General features: G+C 66.4%; 19 protein-coding genes. 13 read left to right on the forward strand and 6 right to left on the reverse strand.

Annotation, left to right across the window (positions count from 1 at the left end; all coding sequences use genetic code 11):
* The first annotated feature begins 107 nt into the window (after positions 1 to 107).
* From FOC67_RS05585 to FOC67_RS05615, 7 genes are all read left to right on the forward strand, one after another.
* Entirely contained in the window at positions 108 to 1,172 is a 1,065-nt protein-coding gene (locus tag FOC67_RS05585) for an acyl-CoA dehydrogenase family protein (protein ID WP_009315383.1), read from the forward strand.
* Positions 1,172 to 1,933 carry an enoyl-CoA hydratase/isomerase family protein gene (locus FOC67_RS05590; RefSeq protein ID WP_003086299.1) on the forward strand — a complete coding sequence of 254 codons (762 nt, stop codon included), beginning with the start codon at positions 1,172 to 1,174 and terminating at the stop codon, positions 1,931 to 1,933. The genes FOC67_RS05585 and FOC67_RS05590 overlap by 1 nt, the downstream gene beginning before the upstream one ends.
* Position 1,934: 1 nt before the next feature.
* Positions 1,935 to 3,080: an acyl-CoA dehydrogenase family protein gene (locus FOC67_RS05595; RefSeq protein WP_003086301.1), complete on the forward strand. Its 1,146-nt coding sequence runs from the start codon at positions 1,935 to 1,937 to the stop codon at positions 3,078 to 3,080.
* A 40-nt stretch (positions 3,081 to 3,120) separates the two neighbouring features.
* Positions 3,121 to 4,038: an SDR family NAD(P)-dependent oxidoreductase gene (locus tag FOC67_RS05600; protein ID WP_003116998.1), complete on the forward strand. Its 918-nt coding sequence runs from the start codon at positions 3,121 to 3,123 to the stop codon at positions 4,036 to 4,038.
* Between the two features lie 16 nt (positions 4,039 to 4,054).
* Positions 4,055 to 5,041, forward strand: a complete 987-nt coding sequence (locus FOC67_RS05605) for an NADH:ubiquinone reductase (protein WP_009315388.1) — start codon at positions 4,055 to 4,057, stop codon at positions 5,039 to 5,041.
* A 78-nt stretch (positions 5,042 to 5,119) separates the two neighbouring features.
* Positions 5,120 to 6,370, forward strand: coding sequence for an OprD family porin (locus FOC67_RS05610; protein ID WP_009315389.1), 1,251 nt, complete (start codon positions 5,120 to 5,122; stop codon positions 6,368 to 6,370).
* A gap of 98 nt (positions 6,371 to 6,468) precedes the next feature.
* Positions 6,469 to 6,744, forward strand: coding sequence for a zinc ribbon domain-containing protein (locus FOC67_RS05615; protein ID WP_023088486.1), 276 nt, complete (start codon positions 6,469 to 6,471; stop codon positions 6,742 to 6,744).
* Positions 6,745 to 6,746: 2 nt separating this feature from the next.
* Here the strand turns inward: FOC67_RS05615 and FOC67_RS05620 are convergent, their stop codons facing one another.
* Complete coding sequence (locus FOC67_RS05620) at positions 6,747 to 7,223, reverse strand: hypothetical protein (RefSeq protein ID WP_003086322.1); 477 nt, start codon at positions 7,221 to 7,223, stop codon at positions 6,747 to 6,749.
* Positions 7,224 to 7,396: 173 nt separating this feature from the next.
* Between FOC67_RS05620 and FOC67_RS05625 the strand changes: the two genes are divergently transcribed.
* The 5 genes from FOC67_RS05625 to rmuC all read left to right on the forward strand — a co-directional run bounded on the left by FOC67_RS05625 (position 7,397) and on the right by rmuC (position 13,696).
* Positions 7,397 to 8,890 carry an aldehyde dehydrogenase family protein gene (locus FOC67_RS05625; protein WP_003086325.1) on the forward strand — a complete coding sequence of 498 codons (1,494 nt, stop codon included), beginning with the start codon at positions 7,397 to 7,399 and terminating at the stop codon, positions 8,888 to 8,890.
* 55 nt (positions 8,891 to 8,945) lie between these two features.
* A complete protein-coding gene (locus FOC67_RS05630) occupies positions 8,946 to 10,232 on the forward strand; it encodes an FAD-binding oxidoreductase (RefSeq protein WP_003086327.1) in 1,287 nt (428 codons plus the stop codon).
* 72 nt (positions 10,233 to 10,304) lie between these two features.
* Entirely contained in the window at positions 10,305 to 10,673 is a 369-nt protein-coding gene (locus FOC67_RS05635; protein ID WP_003086329.1) for an antitoxin Xre/MbcA/ParS toxin-binding domain-containing protein, read from the forward strand.
* A 134-nt stretch (positions 10,674 to 10,807) separates the two neighbouring features.
* The gene (locus tag FOC67_RS05640; RefSeq protein ID WP_009315395.1) at positions 10,808 to 11,563 is read left to right on the forward strand and encodes an RES family NAD+ phosphorylase; all 756 of its coding nucleotides are present in this window, start codon (positions 10,808 to 10,810) and stop codon (positions 11,561 to 11,563) included.
* A 771-nt stretch (positions 11,564 to 12,334) separates the two neighbouring features.
* Positions 12,335 to 13,696, forward strand: coding sequence for a DNA recombination protein RmuC (rmuC, locus tag FOC67_RS05645; protein ID WP_083842341.1), 1,362 nt, complete (start codon positions 12,335 to 12,337; stop codon positions 13,694 to 13,696).
* 154 nt (positions 13,697 to 13,850) lie between these two features.
* Here the strand turns inward: rmuC and quiP are convergent, their stop codons facing one another.
* From quiP to FOC67_RS05665, 4 genes are all read right to left on the reverse strand, one after another.
* Complete coding sequence (gene quiP, locus FOC67_RS05650) at positions 13,851 to 16,394, reverse strand: acyl-homoserine-lactone acylase QuiP (protein ID WP_009315399.1); 2,544 nt, start codon at positions 16,392 to 16,394, stop codon at positions 13,851 to 13,853.
* 122 nt (positions 16,395 to 16,516) lie between these two features.
* Positions 16,517 to 17,158, reverse strand: coding sequence for a glutathione binding-like protein (locus tag FOC67_RS05655; RefSeq protein WP_003081964.1), 642 nt, complete (start codon positions 17,156 to 17,158; stop codon positions 16,517 to 16,519).
* Positions 17,159 to 17,324: 166 nt separating this feature from the next.
* A complete protein-coding gene (locus FOC67_RS05660) occupies positions 17,325 to 17,525 on the reverse strand; it encodes an SEC-C metal-binding domain-containing protein (RefSeq protein ID WP_003081984.1) in 201 nt (66 codons plus the stop codon).
* A 7-nt stretch (positions 17,526 to 17,532) separates the two neighbouring features.
* Positions 17,533 to 18,027 carry an LEA type 2 family protein gene (locus FOC67_RS05665; RefSeq protein WP_003123186.1) on the reverse strand — a complete coding sequence of 165 codons (495 nt, stop codon included), beginning with the start codon at positions 18,025 to 18,027 and terminating at the stop codon, positions 17,533 to 17,535.
* Positions 18,028 to 18,341: 314 nt separating this feature from the next.
* Between FOC67_RS05665 and FOC67_RS05670 the strand changes: the two genes are divergently transcribed.
* Positions 18,342 to 18,902: a hypothetical protein gene (locus FOC67_RS05670; RefSeq protein WP_004348538.1), complete on the forward strand. Its 561-nt coding sequence runs from the start codon at positions 18,342 to 18,344 to the stop codon at positions 18,900 to 18,902.
* 117 nt (positions 18,903 to 19,019) lie between these two features.
* Here FOC67_RS05670 and FOC67_RS05675 read toward each other — a convergent pair whose 3' ends face one another.
* Positions 19,020 to 19,640, reverse strand: coding sequence for a trimeric intracellular cation channel family protein (locus FOC67_RS05675; protein ID WP_003081997.1), 621 nt, complete (start codon positions 19,638 to 19,640; stop codon positions 19,020 to 19,022).
* Between the last annotated feature and the right edge of the window lie 31 nt (positions 19,641 to 19,671).

The following is a 19,671-nucleotide window of genomic DNA, read 5'->3' on the forward strand; positions in this document are numbered from 1 at the left end:
GTCGCGCGTCCGGACCACGGCCTGCGCGGTCGCTCCGCGCGGACAAGCCGGCGCCGCCCGTGCAGATGACGGACGGGCGGACGGCGTATCGACAGGAGGGCGAACAGATGAGTGAGCAAGACGAGTGGGCCGGCGAGCGCGAGCAGCGTCTGCGGATGATCCGCGACAGCGCGGCTTCGCTGGTGCCGCGCGACGGCGACCTGAGCCGCGTGCGCCGCGGTCGTTTCACCGGTAGCGGGGTGGACCGCCAGGCCTGGCGCGAGGTCTGCGCCATGGGCTGGCCGGCGCTGCGCCTGGATGAAGCGTTGGGCGGCAGCGCCCTGGGCATGAGCGAATACGCGGCGTTGCTGGAGGCGCTGGGGCGCGGCCTGCTGCCCGAGCCGCTGATCGAGGCCGGGCTGGTGGCGCCGCTGCTGCCGGAAGACGAGCGCGTTGCGTTGCTGGCCGCCGAGCGGCTGGTCCTGCCGGTGGGCATCGCCTACCGCGATGGGCGGCGACGCCCTCGTATGCAGGAAGGGCGGTTGCACGGCGAAGTCGCTCACGTACATCTGGCTGGTGCCGCCGATGCCTGGCTGGTGGCCTGCGAGCAGGGCCTGGCGCTGGTCGAGCGCGATGCCGATGGCGTGGAACTGCTCTGCGAGGCGACCCAGGATGGCGCTCACCTGGCGCGCCTGCGTTTCCGCGATGCGCCGGCACGGTGGTTGTCCGGCGAGGTAACGGAACAGGTTCTGGACGAGGCAGCGCTGGCCTGCGCTGCCTATCTGGTCGGACTGATGGATGGCGCCTTCGAGCGAACCCTGGAGTACCTCAAGGTACGTCGCCAGTTCGGCCGCGAGATCGGCAGTTTCCAGGCGCTGCAGCACCGCATGGTCGACCTGAGGATCCAGATCGAACTGTCGCGCGCCATGGTCGAGCAGGCCGCCGCCGCGATCGATGCCGGGGCGTCGGAAAGCGAGCGCCAGCGGCAGGTTTCCAGCGCACGGGTACGGGCCTCGGAAGCGGCTCTGCTGGTGACCCGCCAGGCCATCCAGTTGCACGGCGGCATCGGCTACACCGACGAGGCGGACATCGGCCTGTTCCTGCGCCGCGCCATGGTACTGCTCAATGCCCACGGCTCGCTGGCGTTCCACAAGGCGCGCTACGCCGCGCTGCTACAGCGGGAGGTGGTCTGATGAGCGGTTTGTTGCAGGAAACGCGCGGCACGGTGCGCCTGCTGCGCTTCGACAACCCGGCCCGGCGCAACGCACTGTCGCCGGCGCTGCGCATGGAATTGCTGCGGGCCCTGGAGGCGGCCGAATGCGACCCATCGATCCGCAGCGTGCTGCTGACCGGTGGCGAAGAGGTGTTCTGCGCCGGCGGCGACCTGGGCGACATGCGGGTGACCGAGTTGGCCGCCGGCAGGGCGCGAATGCAGGACAACGCGCGGCTGGTGCGGCAGATGGTGCGCATGGGCAAGCCGCTGATCGCCGCGGTCGAGGGCTGGGCGGTGGGGGCCGGGCTGTCCGTGGCGCTGGCCTGCGACAGCATCGTTTGCGGCGCCGGCGCCCGCTTCGCCGCCGGCTTCGGCAAGGTCGGGCTGCTCGCCGACCTTGGCCAGTTGCATACCTTGCCGGCGCGCATCGGTTGGGGGCGGGCACGGCAGATCCTGATGTTCGGCCAGGTGGTAGAGGCCGAGGAGGCACTGCGCATCGGCCTGGCCGACCGCCTCTGCGCCGCTGGCGGCGCCTTGGCGATGGCGCTGGAACTGGCCGGGCGGGTGGAGCAGCAGGCGCCGTTGCCCCTGGCGATGACCAAGGCGTTGCTCGCCGAGGGCCTTGACCTATTGCTGGAGCGGGAGGGCGAGTTGCAGAGCCAGTTGTTTCTCAGCGCCGACCACGCCGAGGGCAAGGCGGCCTTTCTCGCCAAGCGTCCCCCCGTATTCAGAGGAAACTGAGATGACCGACTACGACAGTCTCGATGACAACGCCTTTCGCCTGATGGTCCGTGAGTGGATCGCCGCCAACTATCCGCAGCGCATCCGCAATCCGCCCCGTCGCCTGGGGCGCGAGGAAACCCGCGAGTGGTACCTGCTGTTGTCGCGCCAGGGCTGGCTGTGTCCCGGCTGGCCCAGGGAGTACGGCGGCATGGGGCTGAGCGCCGGCAAGCAACTGATCATGATGGAGGAAATGGAGGAGTACGGCTGCGCGCGCCTGCCCGACAGCGGCGTGACCATGCTCGGCCCATTGTTGATCCGCTATGGCGACGAGGCGCAACGGGCGCGCTTCCTGCCGCGCATTCTCAGCGGCGAAGACATCTGGTGCCAGGGCTACAGCGAGCCCAACGCCGGCTCCGACCTGGCCAGCCTGCGCACCGAGGCGCGCCTGGAAAACGGCGAGTGGGTGATCAACGGACAGAAGACCTGGACGACCATGGGCTCGGAGGCCAACTGGATCTTCCTGCTGGTCCGCACCGAGCGCAGCGCCAAGGCGCAGCACGGCATCAGCTTCCTGCTGGTGCCGATGGACAGCCCGGGCATCGAGGTGCGGCCGATCCTCAACCTGGAGCTGCACGGCGAGTTCTGCGAAGTGTTTTTCAACGACGTGCGGGTGCCCTACGACAGCCTGGTCGGCGAAATCAACCAGGGCTGGAGCATGGCCAAGGCGCTGCTCGGTTTCGAGCGGATCTTCCTCGGTTCGCCCAAGCAGTCCACCTTCGCCCTCCAGCGCCTGGAGCGCCTGGCCCGGCACCTGGGACTGTGGCACGACCCTCTGTTCGCGCGCCGCTTCGCCGCGTTGAGCATGGACCTGGACAGCCACAAGGCGCTCTACGAGCGTTTCGCCGAACGCCTGCGGCGTGGGGAGAGCCTCGGCCCGGAGGTATCCATGCTGAAGATCTTCCAGTCCGAACTGTTCCAGCGCATCAGCGAGTTGGGCCTGGAGGTCGCCGGGGAGGACTCGGCCCTGCTACAGCCCTTCGCCGAAGACCCCGAGCTGCATCCGGCGGGGATCTTCATCCAGTCGCGGCCGACCACCATCTACGGCGGCAGCAACGAAATCCAGCGCAACATCCTGGCCAAGAGCGTCCTCGGCCTGCCGGGCTGAGCGCAACCGAACGACATCCACGGGACGAAGAGGATTACCCATGAGCAGCAGACTCAATGAAGGCAAGGTCGCGATCGTTACCGGCGCGGGCGGCGGCATCGGCCGCGAGATCGCCCTGGCCCTGGCCGATTCCGGGGCACGGGTGGTGATCAACGATATCGGCGTATCGCTACAGGGCGAGGGCGGGTCGGCCTCGCCGGCCGAAGAGACCCTTGGCCTGATCCGCCAGCGAGGCGGCGAAGGTCTGATCAACACCGACAGCGTCGCCGACTGGGACAGCGCGCGGCGTATCGTCGAATGCGCCATGGACGGTTTCGGGCGTCTGGATATCGTGGTGAACAACGCTGGCATCCTGCGCGATGCGATCTTCCACAAGATGAGCGCCGACGACTGGCTGTCGGTGATCAATGTCCATCTCAACGGCAGCTTCTTCGTCAGCCGGGCCGCCGCCGAACGCTTCCGTACCCAGCAGGCCGGCGCCTTCGTACACATGACCAGCACTTCCGGGCTGATCGGCAACTTCGGCCAGGCCAATTATTCCGCGGCCAAGCTGGGCATCGTCGCCTTGAGCAAATCCATCGCCCTCGACATGCAGCGCTACAACGTGCGTTCGAATTGCATCGCGCCGTTCGCCTGGAGCCGGATGACCGACTCGATTCCGGCCGAAACCCCGGAGCAGAAGGCCCGCGTCGACAAGCTGCAGCGCATGACCCCCGAGAAGAACGCGCCGCTGGCCGTCTACCTGGCGTCCGACGCCGCCCGCGAGGTCACCGGCCAGGTGTTCGCCGCGCGTCACCACGAACTCTTCCTGATGAGCCAGAGCCGGCCGCTGCGCAGTGTACATAGCGAGCGCGGCTGGACCCCGGAGAGCATCGCCGAGCACGGCATGCCGGCGTTGCGCGGCAGCTTCATGGACCTGGCGCGCAGCCCGGACGTGTTCTCCTGGGACCCGATCTGAACCGAGGAGGCAATCCATGGGCGTGTTCAGGACCCGTTTCACCGAGACCTTCGGCGTCGAACACCCGATCATGCAGGGCGGCATGCAGTGGGTCGGCCGTGCCGAGATGGCCGCGGCGGTGGCCAACGCCGGTGGCCTGGCGACGCTGTCGGCGTTGACCCAGCCGAGCCCGGAGGCACTGGCTGCGGAGATTGCCCGCTGCCGCGAGCTGACCGATCAGCCGTTCGGGGTCAACCTGACCTTGCTGCCGACGCAGAAGCCGGTGCCCTATGCCGAATATCGCGCAGCCATCATCGAGGCGGGAATCCCCGTCGTCGAAACCGCCGGCAACGACCCCGGCGAGCACATCGCCGAATTCCGTCGACACGGCGTCAAGGTGATCCACAAGTGCACCGCCGTGCGCTATGCGCTCAAGGCCGAGCGACTGGGTGTGGACGCCGTCTCCATCGACGGCTTCGAGTGTGCCGGCCACCCGGGCGAGGACGACATCCCCGGCCTGGTGTTGCTGCCGGCCGCGGCCAACCGGCTACGCGTGCCGATCATCGCCTCCGGCGGTTTCGCCGATGGACGTGGCCTGGTCGCGGCGCTGGCGCTGGGTGCCGACGCGATCAACATGGGCACGCGCTTCCTGGCCACTCGCGAATGTCCGATACACCCTGCGGTGAAGGCGGCGATCCGTGCGGCCGACGAGCGTTCCACCGACCTGATCATGCGTTCCCTGCGCAATACCGCGCGGGTGGCGCGCAACGCGATCAGCCAGGAAGTACTGGCGATCGAGGCACGCGGCGGCGCCGGCTACGCCGATATCGCCGCGCTGGTCAGCGGCCAGCGCGGTCGCCAGGTGTACCAGCAGGGCGATACCGACCTGGGGATCTGGTCGGCCGGCATGGTCCAGGGCCTGATCGACGACGAACCGGCCTGCGCCGAGTTGCTCAGGGACATCGTCGAGCAGGCGCGCCAACTGGTGCGTCAACGCCTGGAGGGCATGCTCGCCGGGGTCTGATCCGCTCCGCCACGGCGGTCGCGGCAGGGAGTGGCCGCGGCGCCGTGTCTATCCACTGACGACGAAGAGACAACAACAATGAAAATTCTTCCCGTTCCGATGCTGGCCGCGGGGCTGGCGTTGCTGCCGTCGTTCGCCCAGGCGGAGTTTTTTGCCGACGGCAAGGCCGGCCTCGAACTGCGCAATTTCTATTTCAATCGCGACTATCGCCAGCCCGGCGCCAGCCAGTCCTATTCGGAGGAGTGGGCGCAGGGTTTCCTGTTGCGCTACGAGTCCGGCTACACTGAGGGGCTCTTCGGCCTGGGTGTCGATGCGCTGGGCCTGCTGGGTGTCAGGCTGGACTCCTCGCCAGAGCGATCCGGTAGCGGTCTGTTGCCGTATTCGACGAGCGACCGGCGCGCCGCCCACGACTATTCCAGCCTGGGCCTGACCGCCAAGCTACGGGTCTCGCACAGTACGCTGAAGATCGGCACCCTGATGCCCAGGCTGCCGGTGGTGCAGTTCAACGACACGCGCCTGCACCCGCAAACCTTCCAGGGCGGACTGCTGGAAGTGAACGAGATCGACGGGCTGGCGCTGCAGTTCGGCCAGTTGCGCCAGGTCAAGCAGCGCGACTCGACCAACGCCGAAGACCTCGGCATCACCCGCGGCAACAAGCGCAACGTACTGGCGGGCCGGCACCCCGGCAGCGACCGCTTCGACTTCGCCGGCGGTACCTACCGCTGGAGCGAGCGCCTGAGCAGCAGCTACCACTACGCCAACCTGGAGGATTTCTACCGCCAGCATCATCTCGGCGTGCAGCACCTCTTGCCGCTCGCCGATGACCAGTCGCTGAAGTCCGACATCCGCTGGGCGCGTTCCACCGACGAGGGCGGCAGCCGCGTCGACAATCGCGCGCTGAATGCGCTGTTCACCTATCGCCTGGGCGGCCACGCCTTCGGCCTCGGCTACCAGCGCATGTCCGGCGACAGCGGTTTCGCCTACCTGGCCGGGACCGATCCGTATCTGGTCAACTTCGTGCAGATCGGCGATTTCGCCAACAAGGACGAGCGCTCCTGGCAGTTGCGCTACGACTACGACTTCGCCGCCATCGGCCTGCCCGGGCTGACATTCATGAGCCGCTACCTGCGTGGCGAACACATCGACCTTCTGGACGGCGGTGGGCGCGGCAAGGAATGGGAGCGGGACACCGATATCGCCTACCTGGTGCAATCGGGGCCGTTGAAGAACCTGGGGATCAAGTTGCGCAACGGCACCTTCCGCAGCGATTTCGGCAACGACATCGACGAGACCCGGCTGATCGTCAGCTACGCGTTGCCGCTGTGGTGACGCGGACTTGAGTTTCCCGATGTTTCCGCGCCATTGACCCTGTAGTGGCTACAGCCTTTTCACTGGGAGCCGTCAGATCCAGACGAGAGGGTTGCGCCATGGGGTTCTTCGAACGGTTGTTGATGGGTGGGCGTCATCATGGGCAGGGCGGTGGTCATCACGGCGGCGGTCATCACCGCGGTCAGGGCGGCTATCCGCCGGCGCCAGTCGCGGCGGGAATGGCCTGTCCCGCCTGCCGCACCGCGAATGCGGCGACGGCACGATTCTGCCAGGGCTGCGGCGGCGCCCTGGCGCCGCTGCGCTGTATCGCCTGCAACGCCGATCTCGCGGCGGGCGCGAAGTTCTGCGGCGCCTGCGGTGCGCCGCAGCAGTAGCCTCAGTCGACGGCGAGGATTTCCACCGCAAGGGGGGAGTCCTTCGCCCCGGTCTCGTCGCCCGGGTGCCTGCCGATCAGGCTCTGGCCCAGTGGCGAGCGAGGTGTGATGACCAACACCTCGCGACCTTCGCAATCGATCTTCAGCCCGGCCGCCTCGGGGCCGAGGAACACTGTTCGCCGGCTGCCGTCGGCGTTCAGCAGGGTGACCAGCGCGGTGAGCTGGATGCCCTGTTCCTCGTCGAAATCGCGCAGCACCAGGTTGCGGTACAGGCCCAGCGCCTGGCGGATCTCCTCGACCCGGCGCGACTGCCCGGCGGCCAGGTAGGCCGCTTCCAGGCCGAGGGTGTCGTACTTGTTCTCGGCGACGTTCTCTTCGTGGGTTGCCGTCTCATGGGCGGTCTGCGCGGCGCGGACGGCGACTTCCAGGTCCGCGGCGAGCTTTTCCGTGATCAGGCGCAACAGCTGTTTCTTGTCCATGTCGGGTAGGCGGGGCTGGCCGGCGAAGGCGTGCATGGTACGGGAAAGACGGCGGATCGCGACAGCTCGGAGCCAGTATGAAAACTCGGAATGACGTGGCGAATAAAGGTCGTTTGTCGCTCCCGGGCAAACCGACTAAAACGAGCGGAAACGAACAGCCAGGAGAACCTCACATGATCGACGGATTGCTGCGCAGTCTCGGCCTCGACCCCAATGCTTTTCGCGATGGCGAGCTTGCCGTGCATACCCCCATCGACGGCAGTCGCCTGGCTGCGGTGCGACTGGAGGGGCGCGCCGCCGTTGCCGCCAAGGTCGAGCGCGCCGAACAGGCGTTCCGCGCCTGGCGCCAGGTGCCGGCGCCGCGCCGTGGTGAACTGGTGCGGCTGTTCGGCGAGGAATTGCGTCGGCACAAGGCCGAACTCGGCGAACTGGTGTCCTGGGAGGCGGGCAAGATCACCCAGGAAGGCCTCGGCGAAGTCCAGGAAATGATCGATATCTGCGACTTCGCGGTGGGCCTCTCGCGCCAGTTGTACGGTCTTACCATCGCATCCGAGCGTCCCGGCCACCACATGCGCGAGACCTGGCACCCGCTGGGCGTGGTAGGCGTGATCAGCGCGTTCAACTTCCCAGTCGCGGTGTGGTCGTGGAATACCGCGCTGGCGCTGGTCTGCGGTAATTCCGTGGTCTGGAAGCCTTCGGAGAAGACCCCCCTCACCGCACTGGCCTGCCAGGCACTGTTCGAGCGTGCCGCGCGGGCCTTCGGCGGCGATGCGCCGGCGCACCTGAGCCAATTGCTGATCGGCGACCGCGAGGCCGGCGAAGCGCTGGTGGACGACCGTCGCGTCGCCCTGGTCAGCGCCACCGGCAGCACTCGCATGGGGCGCGAAGTGGCGCCGCGGGTGGCGGCGCGTTTCGCTCGCTGCATCCTCGAACTGGGCGGCAACAACGCGATGATCCTGGCGCCAAGCGCCGACCTCGACCTGGCGGTGCGCGGCATCCTGTTCGGCGCGGTGGGCACCGCCGGGCAGCGCTGCACCACCTTGCGCCGGTTGATTGCCCATGAGTCGGTGAAGGACGAGATAGTCGAGCGCCTCAAGGCAGCCTATTCCAGGGTCCGTATCGGTCATCCGCTGGAGGGCAACCTGGTCGGGCCGCTGATCGACGAACGCAGCTACCTGGCCATGCAGGACGCCCTGGCGCGAGCCCGCGAGCAGGGGGGACGGGTGTTCGGCGGCGAGCGGCAATTGCAGGAGCGTTATCCGGATGCCTACTACGTGTCGCCGGCCATCGTCGAGATGCCGGGACAGACCGAAGTGGTGCGCACGGAGACCTTCGCACCGATCCTGTACGTAGTCGGCTACCGCGATTTCGACGAGGCCCTGCGCCTGAACAACGAGGTTCCCCAGGGACTGTCGTCGTGCATCTTCACCACCGACCTGCGCGAGGCGGAACTGTTCCAGGGCGCGGCGGGCAGTGACTGTGGGATCGCCAACGTCAACATCGGCACCAGCGGGGCGGAAATCGGCGGGGCGTTCGGCGGCGAGAAAGAGACCGGCGGCGGTCGCGAGTCCGGCTCGGACGCCTGGAAGGCCTACATGCGACGGCAGACCAACACCGTCAACTATTCCCGCGAGCTGCCGCTGGCACAGGGCATCACCTTCGATTGAACGGGGCGCGGCGGGCTCCCGCCGCATGGCAATGAGGCTGGCAGCGGAGTCGCGCATGGGCGGTTTGCAGCAACGGTGTTTGTGGGAAGTGGTTACGCCTCGCCTGTCCGGAGCGGCGAGCCTGAACGGCGAGCAGCGCGCCGACGTATGTGTGATCGGCGCCGGTTTCACCGGGCTTTCGGCGGCGCTCCACCTGCTGGAGGCGGGCCGTTCGGTGTGCGTGCTGGAAGCGTACGAGGTCGGCCACGGCGGGTCGGGACGTAATGTCGGATTGATCAACGCCGGCACCTGGATTCCCCCGGACGAGGTGGTCGCCACCCTCGGCGCCGAGCAGGGAGAAAAGCTCAACGCCGTGCTGGGGCGGGCGCCGGCGCTGGTGATGGAGACCATCGAACGCCTCGGCATCGATTGCCAGTTGCGCCGCGAGGGCACCCTGCACATGTCGCACAACGCCAGCGGCGTGGCCGATCTGCAACGCCGTCACGCGCAGTGGACGCGCCGCGGTGCTCCGCTGGAGTTGCTGACCGGCGCGGCTTGCCACGAGGCCTGCGGCACCCGGCGAATCAGCGCGGCGTTGCTCGACCGACGCGCCGGCACTCTCAATCCCATGGCCTATTCGCGCGGACTGGCCACCGCCGTCGTACAGCGGGGCGGGCAACTGTACCAGCGCTCGCCGGTGCTCGCCCTGGAGCGGCAGGGCGCGCTGTGGGCGGTGCGCAGCGCCGCGGGGGCGGTACTGGCGGAACAGGTGGTGATCGCCTCCAACGCCTATACCGAGGGCGAGTGGACCAACCTGAGGCGGCACTTCTTTCCCGGCTACTACTACCAGGTGGCTTCGGCGCCGCTGCACGGCGCCGCGGCCGAGCGCATCCTGCCTCACGGCCAGGGTTCCTGGGACACCAGGACGGTGCTCAGCAGCATCCGTCGCGATGCCCAGGGCCGCCTGTTGCTGGGAAGCCTCGGCAATGGCGCGAACAAGCCCGCCTGGTTCCTGCGGCAATGGGCCGATCGAATCCAGAGCCATTACTTTCCCGACCTGGGCCAGGTCAACTGGGAGTACAGCTGGACGGGTTGCATCGCCTTCACCCCCGATCATCTGATGCGCCTGTTCGAGCCTGCGCAAGGCTTGCTGGCGGTGACCGGCTACAACGGACGCGGCGTGACCACCGGTACGGTAGTGGGCAAGGCGTTCGCCGACTACCTGCTGAGCGGCGAGCGAGCGACATTGCCGTTGCCGTTCAGTGACATGAAGCCCGTCCCCGCGGCCAGGCTGCGCAGTTGCGCCTACGAGATGGGTTTTTCTCTCTATCACGCCGGTCAATGCTTGCGCGTGGTTCTCTAGGTTCGACCGAATCAAGGTGTGTTTTCAGCAAAATAATGATAGTTTGTTGTAAACACACATGAGGAGGTCGTCATGAGCGCTCTCATCAAGGAACGTCCCAGCGCCGATGCTGTCCTGGCCAAGGCCGTCCTGGCCGCGCGCGAGCAATTGGGGCTGACGCAGCTCGAACTGGCCGGCATCGTCGGCGTCGATCGCAGCGCCATCAGCCGCTGGAAGACCCAGGGCCTGCGGGTGGACAGCAAGACCGGCGAGCTGGCTCTGCTGCTGGTGCGGGTCTATCGCGCACTGTATGCCCTGTTCGGCGGGCAGCAGGAGGACATGCGCCACTTCCTGCGCACTCCCAACCATCACCTGGCGGGCGAGCCGCTGGCACTGATGGGACAGGTGCAGGGCCTGGTTCATGTGCTGGAATACCTCGATGCGATCCGCGGCAAGGTCTGATGCCCGGCGCGCCTGTACGGGGGCCTACGCCTGTCACGGAAAAGGCTGGCAGCCAGAGGCGACACGCCTGGCTGAATGGAGACTGCGGTGCCGCTACGCTGGCATCCGACACCACAGGAAGCGAGGGGCGGAAGGTGAGCGAGATCTGGCGACAGTGCAAGGGTGAGCGGCATGTCCGACCGCTCCAGGGGCGGCTGGTGCGGTTGGTGGAGAGCCAGGAGCAGGTGGCGACCCTGCAATTGGTCGACACCCTGGAAGAACAGGCGTTGCTCGAGGAACTGCTCGAGTCGAGCAAGCCGCCGGTGCCGGCGGATGCCGAGCCATTGCATTACCTGTTGAAGACCCCGTTCCGTTATCCGCCCTTGCGTTGGGGGTCGCGGTTTGGCCGTCGTCACGAGCCAAGCCTGTTCTACGCCGCGTTGAAGCTGGAAACGGCCATGGCCGAAAGCGCGTATTACCGTTGTGTCCTGTGGAGTGGCATGGCGGTGCCGCCACCGAGCGGGAGGATTCTGTCCGAGCACGCTTCGTTCGAGGCGGGCTGGAAGGTGGAGCGGGGAATCCGTCTGCAGGCGCCGCCTTTCTCCGATCACGAGGCTGCGCTGACCGACATCGCCGACTACCGCGCTTCCCAGGAACTGGGGAGTGCCATGCGCAGCGCCGGGGTGCAGGCATTCGAATACCGTTCGGCGCGTTGCCCGGAGCGCGGCTGCAATGTCGCCCTGTTCACGCCCGCGGCCTTCACCGAAAAGCGCCCTCGCAACCTGACGCCCTGGCTGTGCGAAACCACGGCCGGTTACGTGGCCTTCAAGCCGGCGCATGTGCCGGGGTCGCCGAAAATCTTCTCCTGGGAGCTGTTCCTGGTGGACGGAAAGTTGCCGCATCCGGCGTGAGTGGAGGGTCGCACGGTTGCCAGCGATCCGGGGTCGCCGTCTGGAGGCCAGCAACCTGCTGGGTGGGCAGGGCTGGCCTGCATGCCCCGAGGGAAAGAGTGGCTGGGGATTTCGAACGGCATTGCCCTGCAATGGGGCGGCAAGAGGCTTCGGCGAAAATTTGTGCACAAATGGAAAGCAGCTTGTCAAGGGTTGAGAGCGTTAGGCTCTAAACGCTTGATTTTTCATGTTTGAAACGTAACTTATTGAAAAATAACGATAAAAATAGTTGGTGAAAAAATCGTCAATCTGTCCCATAGCCCCACTCCATCGGGGGTTCGGCAGTTTTTTAGGGGCTTTTCCACTGGGTTATCCACAGGATCTGTGGATTTCCCAAGCGCTTGCTCGACAGCACATCGCACGCTCCAAGGCAAGCCCTGTAGCCGCGACAAAAATGCCGTGGAAGCAGAAATGTCCCGGCGGCGAAGGGCGCAGGACGATGGCTTCCGTTACGGAAGTATCTGAAAATGTCCTGCGCATGGGGTTACGCACAGCTCGGAAGCGGAGTGCTCGTTCGGCGCGGCGCTATTCGCTCGACGGTCTTTTCCCAAGAACCTAGAATCCGCTGCACGCGCGCCTGCCAGGCGGGTGTTGCGTCGTTTTCCGCTGGAGTGCCCCATGCCCGTCGATCTACCGAACCTGTTGCTTGGCCTGCTGGCTGCCGCGATTCCCCTGGCCGGCCTGGCATGGCAGCTACAGAGAAGGGCCAGCCTGGCGGAGCGCGAGATAGCCTTGCTCGGCGAGCGACTGGCGACCGCGCAACTGGCCCAGGACGGGCTGAATGCGCAGTTGGAGACCAGCAGGGAGGCTTACCAGCAACTCGGCGAGCGCCATGCCAGGCTCGCCGGTGAGGTCGCCGCGCTGCGTCGGGAAGCCGAGTTGATGGGGGAGGAGCGGCAACGGGCGTCCCAGGCGGAGGCACGTTGGGCCAGCGAGCGCCAGGGCCGGGAAGAGGAATTGCGTCGCCTGGCTTCCGAACGGGCTGCGCTGGCTGCGGAACTGCGCGAGCAGCAGGAAAGCCACCAGCAGCGCCTGACCGACCTGCAGTCGGCCCGCGACGAGTTGCGGGCACAGTTCGCCGAACTGGCGGGAAAGATCTTCGACGAACGCGAACAGCGTTTCGCCGAAACCACTCAGCAGCGCCTGGGGCAGATGCTCGATCCGCTCAAGGAGCGCATCCAGGCGTTCGAGAAGCGGGTGGAGGAAAGCTACCAGCAGGAAGCGCGCGAGCGTTTCTCCCTGAGCAAGGAACTGGAGCGTCTGCAGCAGCTCAACCTGCGCCTGGGCGAGGAAGCGACCAACCTGACCCGCGCGCTCAAGGGCCAGAAGACCCAGGGCAACTGGGGCGAACTGGTGCTGGAGCGGGTGCTCGAGCATGCGGGCCTGGAAAAAGGCCGGGAATACGAGACCCAGGTCAGCCTGAAGGGCGCCGAGGGCGAACGCTTCCAGCCGGACGTGCTGATCCGCCTGCCCGGCGACAAGCAGGTGGTGGTGGATGCCAAGGTCAGTCTCACGGCCTACCAGCAGTACATCGCCGCTGACGACGATCTGCTGCGCCAGCAGGCGCTGAAGCAGCACGTAACGTCGTTGCGCAACCATGTGAAAGGCCTCTCCGGCAAGGACTATCGACGCCTGGAAGGGTTGCACAGCCTCGACTTCGTCCTGCTGTTCATGCCGATCGAGGCGGCTTTTTCGACGGCCCTGCAGGCCGAGCCGAACCTGTTCCAGGACGCCTTCGCGCAGAATATCGTGATCGTCAGCCCGACCACCCTGCTGGCCACCCTGCGGGTAATCGACAGCCTCTGGCGCCAGGAGCGGCAGAACCAGAATGCGCGGGAAATCGCCGAACGTGCCGGTTCGCTGTATGACAAGTTCGTGCTCTTCGTCCAGGACCTCGATGAGGTCGGTTCGCGCCTGCAGCAACTGGACAAGGCCTATGCCGCGGCGCGCAACAAGCTCACCGAGGGACGTGGCAACCTGATCAGTCGCAGCGAGCAACTCAAGCTGCTCGGTGCCCGCGCCAGCAAGAGCCTGCCGACGGACTGGCTGGACCGGGCGCTGGTGGCGCCCGTGGAAGAGGCCGGAGAGGAGTGAGATCAGTTCGATCCCGTGCCCGGGCTTTCGAGAAAACGGAGGCTTTCCGGGAGGGGGATAAAAGAAGGGCGTCCGGAAGGACGCCCTGAAGATGATCATGGAGTAAGTCGGCTGTTCAGAGCCACGGCGCGGAGGAAAGTTCCGCGCCGTCCGTTCAGCGAGCGGGAGTGAGCGTCAGCCGCTTGTTGCCGTAAACGCGATCGAGGTTCTGTGGCTGGAACGGGAAGCTGACGTAGCGCCCCTTGAGCCAGGCGTCGATACCGTCGGCGTAGTGCGGGCTGGCCGGATTGCCGGATTGGCCGCTGCTGTTCACGCCGATCATCGGTTCGCTCTGGCCGAAGTCGACGATTAGCCGCATCGCCGGGATCAGCCAAGTGTCGAAGTCCTGGCCCCAGCCGTAGGCCGATACGTCCAGCGTGGTGTGGTCGCCGCCGGCCGGATAGGGCCCGCGATCGAGATAGCCCTTGATCGCGCCGAGTCCGGCGCGCTCGCCGGCGCCCAGGTAGGGGGCCATTTTCGAGCTGTCGCTCCGCCATTCGTAGGTGTGCAGCTTGCCCCATTGCCAGGCCTTGCGCTCGCTCCCCAGTCGCTGTTCGCAGAACTCCACGGCGGCGGCGAGGCTGCGCGCGAGGATTGCCGGCTTGTCCTCCTTCTGCGGAGTGCGGGTATCGTCCCAGAACGGACTGTCGTCGCGCCCGAGCAGGTGGTCGGCTTGCGCCGAGTAGGAGAGGTTGGCGGTCTCGACGAAGGCTTTCCAGGCAGGGCCGTCTTCCGGTCCTAGCTCGTCGAGGAATATCTGCCTGGCGCTCTCGTGGAGGAAGGCGCCGTACAGCGCGGCGTCGCTGGAGCTGGCTGTCAGCTTGCCGTCGAACGCCATCAGCCGGTCGTAGGCCTCCCGCGCCCGGCTGCGTTGCGCCTCCGGCAAGGCGTCGATGGCCTGGCGCAGCGGCGCCGCCATGCCGGGATTGTCGAACATGGCTTGCAGCTTGGCGACGAACAGCGAGGTCTGGTCGTACTGCATGCGGATCATGCTCTGGGTGTCGTGGCTCTTGCTGGCACCGGCGAGCTGGGCGATGCGCTCGGCGCGCTCCGGGTAGTACCAGGAATTGGACAACTGGGCGCCGTAGCCGGGCTGCACGGTGCGGTGGTTGGCGGTACCCAGCCAGCCCTGCTGCGGGTCCTGGTCGGAGGGGTGGAGGATCGGGTCGGCATAGCCATCCCAGTCGTAGCGGCCGTCCCAGCCAGGGGAGGGCAGCAGGCCGCGACCCTCCTTGCGGTTCGGATAGCGTCCGGTGACCTGCCAGCCGATGTGCTTTTCGTCGGCGAACACGATGTTCAGCGGCATCGCGCGAATCTCGCGGGTGGCGTCGAAGGCCTGCTCGATGGTCTTGGCCCGCGACAGGTCGAAGAAGCCGTCCAGGGTCTTGTCGGCTTCCTGCTGGATGCTCCGGTAGGCCAGTCCGTAGCCGCTCTTCAGCGGCAGCGGCTGGAGGATGTTCTTGCGCTCGCCCAGGGCGCTGTTGAGCAGCGGGCCATGGCGGGTTTCGTGGATGACCTCGCGGATCGGCCGCTGGCCCTTGATGAAGAAGGTTTCCTGGCGTTCGCGGGTTGGCTGCCACTTGCCGTCGGCCAGGTAATAGAGCCGGTTGCCCTGGCGTCGCAACTGTTCCAGGTAGAGATCCTGGTTGTCGCCCAGGACCATGGTCATGCCCCAGGCCAGCTTGCCGTTGAAGCCCGCCACCACGCCCGGCAGACCGGCGATGGAAACGCCCGCGGCCTGGTACTTGGGCGAGCGGATCTGCACGTAGTTCCACACCGACGGCATGCTCAGCGGCAGGTGGGTGTCGTTGGCCATCAGGCTCTTGCCGCTGCGGCTGCGTTGCGGCGCGATAGCCCAGTTGTTCGAGGCGGCGACCCCGAGCATGCTCAGCGCTGCGACCTGCCGCGCCGCGTCCTCGACGCCCGCGAGGCCGGGAACCTGCCCGTCCAGGCGCAGGCCCTTGAGCTTTTCCGCCTCGTCGAACGGCAGGTTTTCGTCGGGATAGGTCGGCGTCAGCCAGGCCAGCTTGTCGCTGCCGACCTTCTGCGCGAGCGTCAGCGAGGCGATTTCTTCCTGCAGGTTCACCGCCAGGCCGAAGTTGAGCAGGGCGAAGACCAGGGCCGAGTCCTCGGGCTTCCAGTATTCCGGACGGTAGCCGGACTGGGCCAGGTCCATCGGCAGCTTGTCGCGATAGCGATACAGGTAGGCGTTGACCCCGCGCGCGTAGACCTCGAAGAAGCGTTGCAGGCGCGGCGAGGCGTTCCTGTACTGGATCTCCGCGGCCTGGCGCAGGTTCACGGTACGCATGAAACGGTCGATCTCCAGCGCGCCGGGGCCGACCATCTCGGCCAGCCGTCCCTGGGCCAGCAGGCGCAGGCTGACCATCTGGCTCAGGCGGTCGGAGGCGTGTACGTAGCCCAGGGCGAACAGCGCGTCATGGAAGGTGCCGGTTTCGATCAGTGGCATGCCCAGCGCGTTGCGCCGGATCGATACGTTTTGCGCCAGGCCCTTGATCGGTTGTACGCCGGAGGTCGGCGGCAGGCTGTCGGCGTAGCGATCGTCGAGCCAGGACTGGCAACCGGCCAGGCCCAGGAGGGTGCCGAAGGCCGCGGCGGCGCCGCAACGGGGAAGAAAACGCATGAAGGCTGGCGAGGCCATGGGGTGGGGGCTCCTGCGGGAGTGGTCGCGTCGAGAGGCGCTACGTTAGTGAGGAGCGCAGGGCTGCGCAAGCTCCGCCTGCGGTCGTCCGCGAGGACGTCCGCAGGCCGGCTCGGGACCCGCTACTGCGGCGGATTGATGCGCTCCACCAAAGCATAGGCGCGTTGCGTCGCCGGACGCTGGCGAATGCTCTCGAACCAGCGCTGCAGGTGTGGGAAGTCGGCGAGATCCTGCTCCTGCCACTGGTGTGGGACGATCCACGGATAGATGGCCATGTCGGCGATGCTGTAGTCGTCGCCGGCGACGAAGGCGCGGTCCGCCAGGCGCTGGTCGAGAACGCCGTACAGGCGCGCGGTTTCCTTGACGTAACGGTCGATGGCGTAGGGAATCTTCTCCGGGGCGAAGCGGTTGAAATGGTGGTTCTGCCCGGCCATCGGCCCCAGCCCGCCCATCTGCCAGAACAGCCACTGCAGGGTTTCCTGGCGCGCGCGCAGGTCCTTGGCGAGGAAGCGTCCGGTCTTTTCCGCGAGATAGAGCAGGATGGCGCCGGACTCGAACAGCGACAGGGGAGCGCCGCCGTCGGCTGGTTGGCGATCGACGATGGCGGGAATCTTGTTGTTCGGCGACACCTTCAGGAAATCCGCCTGGAACTGGTCGCCCTGGCTGATATTGATCGGATGGATGGCGTAGGGCAGGCCGGTTTCTTCCAGGAAAAGAGTAATCTTGTGGCCGTTCGGGGTGGTCCAGTAGTACAGGTCGATCATCGGTGCGTCTCCGGCTCGTCGATGGGCTACGAACGGAAGACTCTACGCCAGGAACCTAGGTTCGATGCAAACCGCTGTCGCGCATGACGCCCCGGCGGGGCTGGTGGCGCGCCAACGAAAAGGCCCGCTGCTCAGCGGGCCTTCGGATGCCGGCGCGTGCGAAGGGTCAGGCGCCGTGGCACTTCTTGAATTTCTTCTCGCTGCCGCAGGGGCAGGGATCGTTGCGGCCTACGGCCTTGAGCGGATTGCGCACCGGCTCGTGGCTGTGGTTGCAGTGCGGACCATGGACATGACCATGGCCATGATCGTGATGATGATCGTGGTCGTGGTTGCAGTTCGGGCCGTGTACGTGGGGTTCCTGACTCATGGTGGACCTATTCTGGGATGAAATCGCCGGGAATTATCTCGCCATTTCGTCTCAGGTGCACGCTGCGGCCGAACATCAGTCCGGTCTTCACTTCGCCCTGCAGGCGGTAGCGGATCGGCTCCTCGGGACGTTCAAGGAGCTTGACGATGTATTTCATGTGGCGCCAGAGATTGGTTCGCACCGGCACGTCGAATACCTCGTGGCCGTGGGCGGGAACCGTGAACCACTGGCCGGACTCGCCTTCTGCGAGCTGGATGTCGTTCAGTTGCACGGCGTACTGCAGGCCGCGTACCGGCAGGCTGAAATCGTTGGGGTTGTCGATGCGGAAGCGCATCACGAACTCCTGTTCCAGCAAGCGTGCCTTGACCACTTCCACCTTCAGCAGCTTGACGTCGGGGTCTTCGAAGCTGCCGGTCATCCAGCTGCAGCCCGAGAGATTGGAGAGAACTCCCCACGCCATTATTAGGCTGATAATTCTTATCATTTGCGCCTGGTAATTCATGCTATTCCCCCCGAGACGCCCCAGTTTAACAAGCAGTGATTGTGCTGCAACTTATTGTTGTATAGAGGAAAGATGTTTCAGGTACAGGCCTGTGTCCATATGTTTCCCGTAGCGCAGTCGGGGGAGCATGGAGAAGCGCGTACGCCCGTGCAAGTCTTCCCGTCGGCTGGCGTGACCGGCTCGGCTAACCTGAACGGACCCGCCGGCCAATTTGCCGGACCCAGTCACTCCACGCGTGGCTGTCGATGGGTACAATCGTTCGACGAAACGCCAGGGCCGCCATGCCGAGCGGCCCTTCACTCGGAGAGATGCCAATGAGCCGCTTTGAAATCGCCTTTTCCGGCCAGTTGGTCGCCGGCGCCCGGCCCGAGGTGGTCAAGGCCAACCTGGCCAAGCTGTTCCAGGCCGACGCGCAGCGTATCGAGCTGCTGTTCTCCGGCCGCCGGGTGGTGATCAAGAACAACCTTGATGCCGCCTCCGCGGAAAAATACCGCAGCGTGCTGGAGCGAGCGGGAGCGATCGCCGTGGTCGCCGAGATGGAGATCGAGGAGGTGGTCATGGCGCCGCCGCCTGCGCAGCAGGCCGCCGTGGAAGCCCCACAGGCCCGCGTCGCTGCGCGGGACAGCGCGCCCTCCGGGCGTTTGCAGGTAGCGCCGCGGGACGGCTACATGGCGGCGTTCGCCGAGGTCGATGCGCCGGATTTCGGCCTGGCTCCGGTAGGCGCCGACCTACAGGACGCCAAGGCCGAAGCCGAGGCGCCGAAACTCGACCTGAGCCGCTTCAGCGTCGCCCCGGTCGGTAGCGACATGGGCCAGGCACGCTCCGAGCCAGCGGCTCCGGCTCCGGACACCAGCCACCTGCGCCTGCAGGACTGAGGCGGGCAGCGGCCTGCGACAAGCCAGGGCGTGGGGCGGATAACCGCGTCGCGGGCCGTGGCATCGGGGACAGGCGCGGGGTTGGAGGAACGCGTCGACCAGGGGCAGGCGCTTGCCTCAGTGGTCGAAATCGTCCTGGTAGACGAACTTGGGCATTTCCCAGTGGAAGCGGATGGCCAGCAGGCGGAACAGGAAGCCGCTGAACAGGGTGATCAGCATCGCCTGTTCGGAGGGCAGTTCCAGCTCCACGCAGATCAGGTAGCACCAGGCGCTGGCGAAGGACACGCTGGCATAGAGTTCGCGGCGGAAGATCAAGGGTACGTCGTTGCACAGGATGTCGCGGAGAATGCCGCCGAACACCCCGGTGATCACCCCGCTGATCGCCGCGATCAGCAGGCTGTGGCCCATTTCCAGGCTGACCTGGCAGCCGATCAGGGTGAAGGCCACCAGGCCGACCGCGTCGAGTACCAGGAACAGCGAGCGCAGGTGGCGCATCAGCGGCGCGATGAACACTGTCACCAGCGCGGCGACTGCGGTCAGCGCCAGGTATTCCGGGTGACGGACCCAGGTCAGCGGGTAATGGCCCAGCAGCATGTCGCGTACCGAGCCGCCGCCCAGGGCGGTGACGCAGGCGATCAGCACCACGCCGAACAGGTCCATGCTGCGCCGGCCGGCCGACAGCGCACCGGTCATGGCTTCGGCGGTGATGGCGATGATGTAGAGCACGGTCAGCAGCATGGGGATGGGGCCCGGATGAAAAGGCTGCGCA

The sequence above is a fragment of the Pseudomonas sp. FDAARGOS_761 genome, assembly GCF_013343155.1.
GTDB classification, from domain to species: Bacteria; Pseudomonadota; Gammaproteobacteria; order Pseudomonadales; family Pseudomonadaceae; genus Pseudomonas; species Pseudomonas aeruginosa.

Coding starts and splice junctions, on each gene's coding strand:
- FOC67_RS05585 (WP_009315383.1), top strand. CDS start 108: ATGAGTGAGCAAGACGAGTGGGCCGGCGAGCGCGAGCAGCGTCTGCGG.
- FOC67_RS05590 (WP_003086299.1), top strand. CDS start 1,172: ATGAGCGGTTTGTTGCAGGAAACGCGCGGCACGGTGCGCCTGCTGCGC.
- FOC67_RS05595 (WP_003086301.1), top strand. CDS start 1,935: ATGACCGACTACGACAGTCTCGATGACAACGCCTTTCGCCTGATGGTC.
- FOC67_RS05600 (WP_003116998.1), top strand. CDS start 3,121: ATGAGCAGCAGACTCAATGAAGGCAAGGTCGCGATCGTTACCGGCGCG.
- FOC67_RS05605 (WP_009315388.1), top strand. CDS start 4,055: ATGGGCGTGTTCAGGACCCGTTTCACCGAGACCTTCGGCGTCGAACAC.
- FOC67_RS05610 (WP_009315389.1), top strand. CDS start 5,120: ATGAAAATTCTTCCCGTTCCGATGCTGGCCGCGGGGCTGGCGTTGCTG.
- FOC67_RS05615 (WP_023088486.1), top strand. CDS start 6,469: ATGGGGTTCTTCGAACGGTTGTTGATGGGTGGGCGTCATCATGGGCAG.
- FOC67_RS05620 (WP_003086322.1), bottom strand. CDS start 7,223: ATGGACAAGAAACAGCTGTTGCGCCTGATCACGGAAAAGCTCGCCGCG.
- FOC67_RS05625 (WP_003086325.1), top strand. CDS start 7,397: ATGATCGACGGATTGCTGCGCAGTCTCGGCCTCGACCCCAATGCTTTT.
- FOC67_RS05630 (WP_003086327.1), top strand. CDS start 8,946: ATGGGCGGTTTGCAGCAACGGTGTTTGTGGGAAGTGGTTACGCCTCGC.
- FOC67_RS05635 (WP_003086329.1), top strand. CDS start 10,305: ATGAGCGCTCTCATCAAGGAACGTCCCAGCGCCGATGCTGTCCTGGCC.
- quiP (WP_009315399.1), bottom strand. CDS start 16,394: ATGGCCTCGCCAGCCTTCATGCGTTTTCTTCCCCGTTGCGGCGCCGCC.
- FOC67_RS05655 (WP_003081964.1), bottom strand. CDS start 17,158: ATGATCGACCTGTACTACTGGACCACCCCGAACGGCCACAAGATTACT.
- FOC67_RS05660 (WP_003081984.1), bottom strand. CDS start 17,525: ATGAGTCAGGAACCCCACGTACACGGCCCGAACTGCAACCACGACCAC.
- FOC67_RS05665 (WP_003123186.1), bottom strand. CDS start 18,027: ATGAATTACCAGGCGCAAATGATAAGAATTATCAGCCTAATAATGGCG.
- FOC67_RS05670 (WP_004348538.1), top strand. CDS start 18,342: ATGAGCCGCTTTGAAATCGCCTTTTCCGGCCAGTTGGTCGCCGGCGCC.
- FOC67_RS05675 (WP_003081997.1), bottom strand. CDS start 19,640: ATGCTGCTGACCGTGCTCTACATCATCGCCATCACCGCCGAAGCCATG.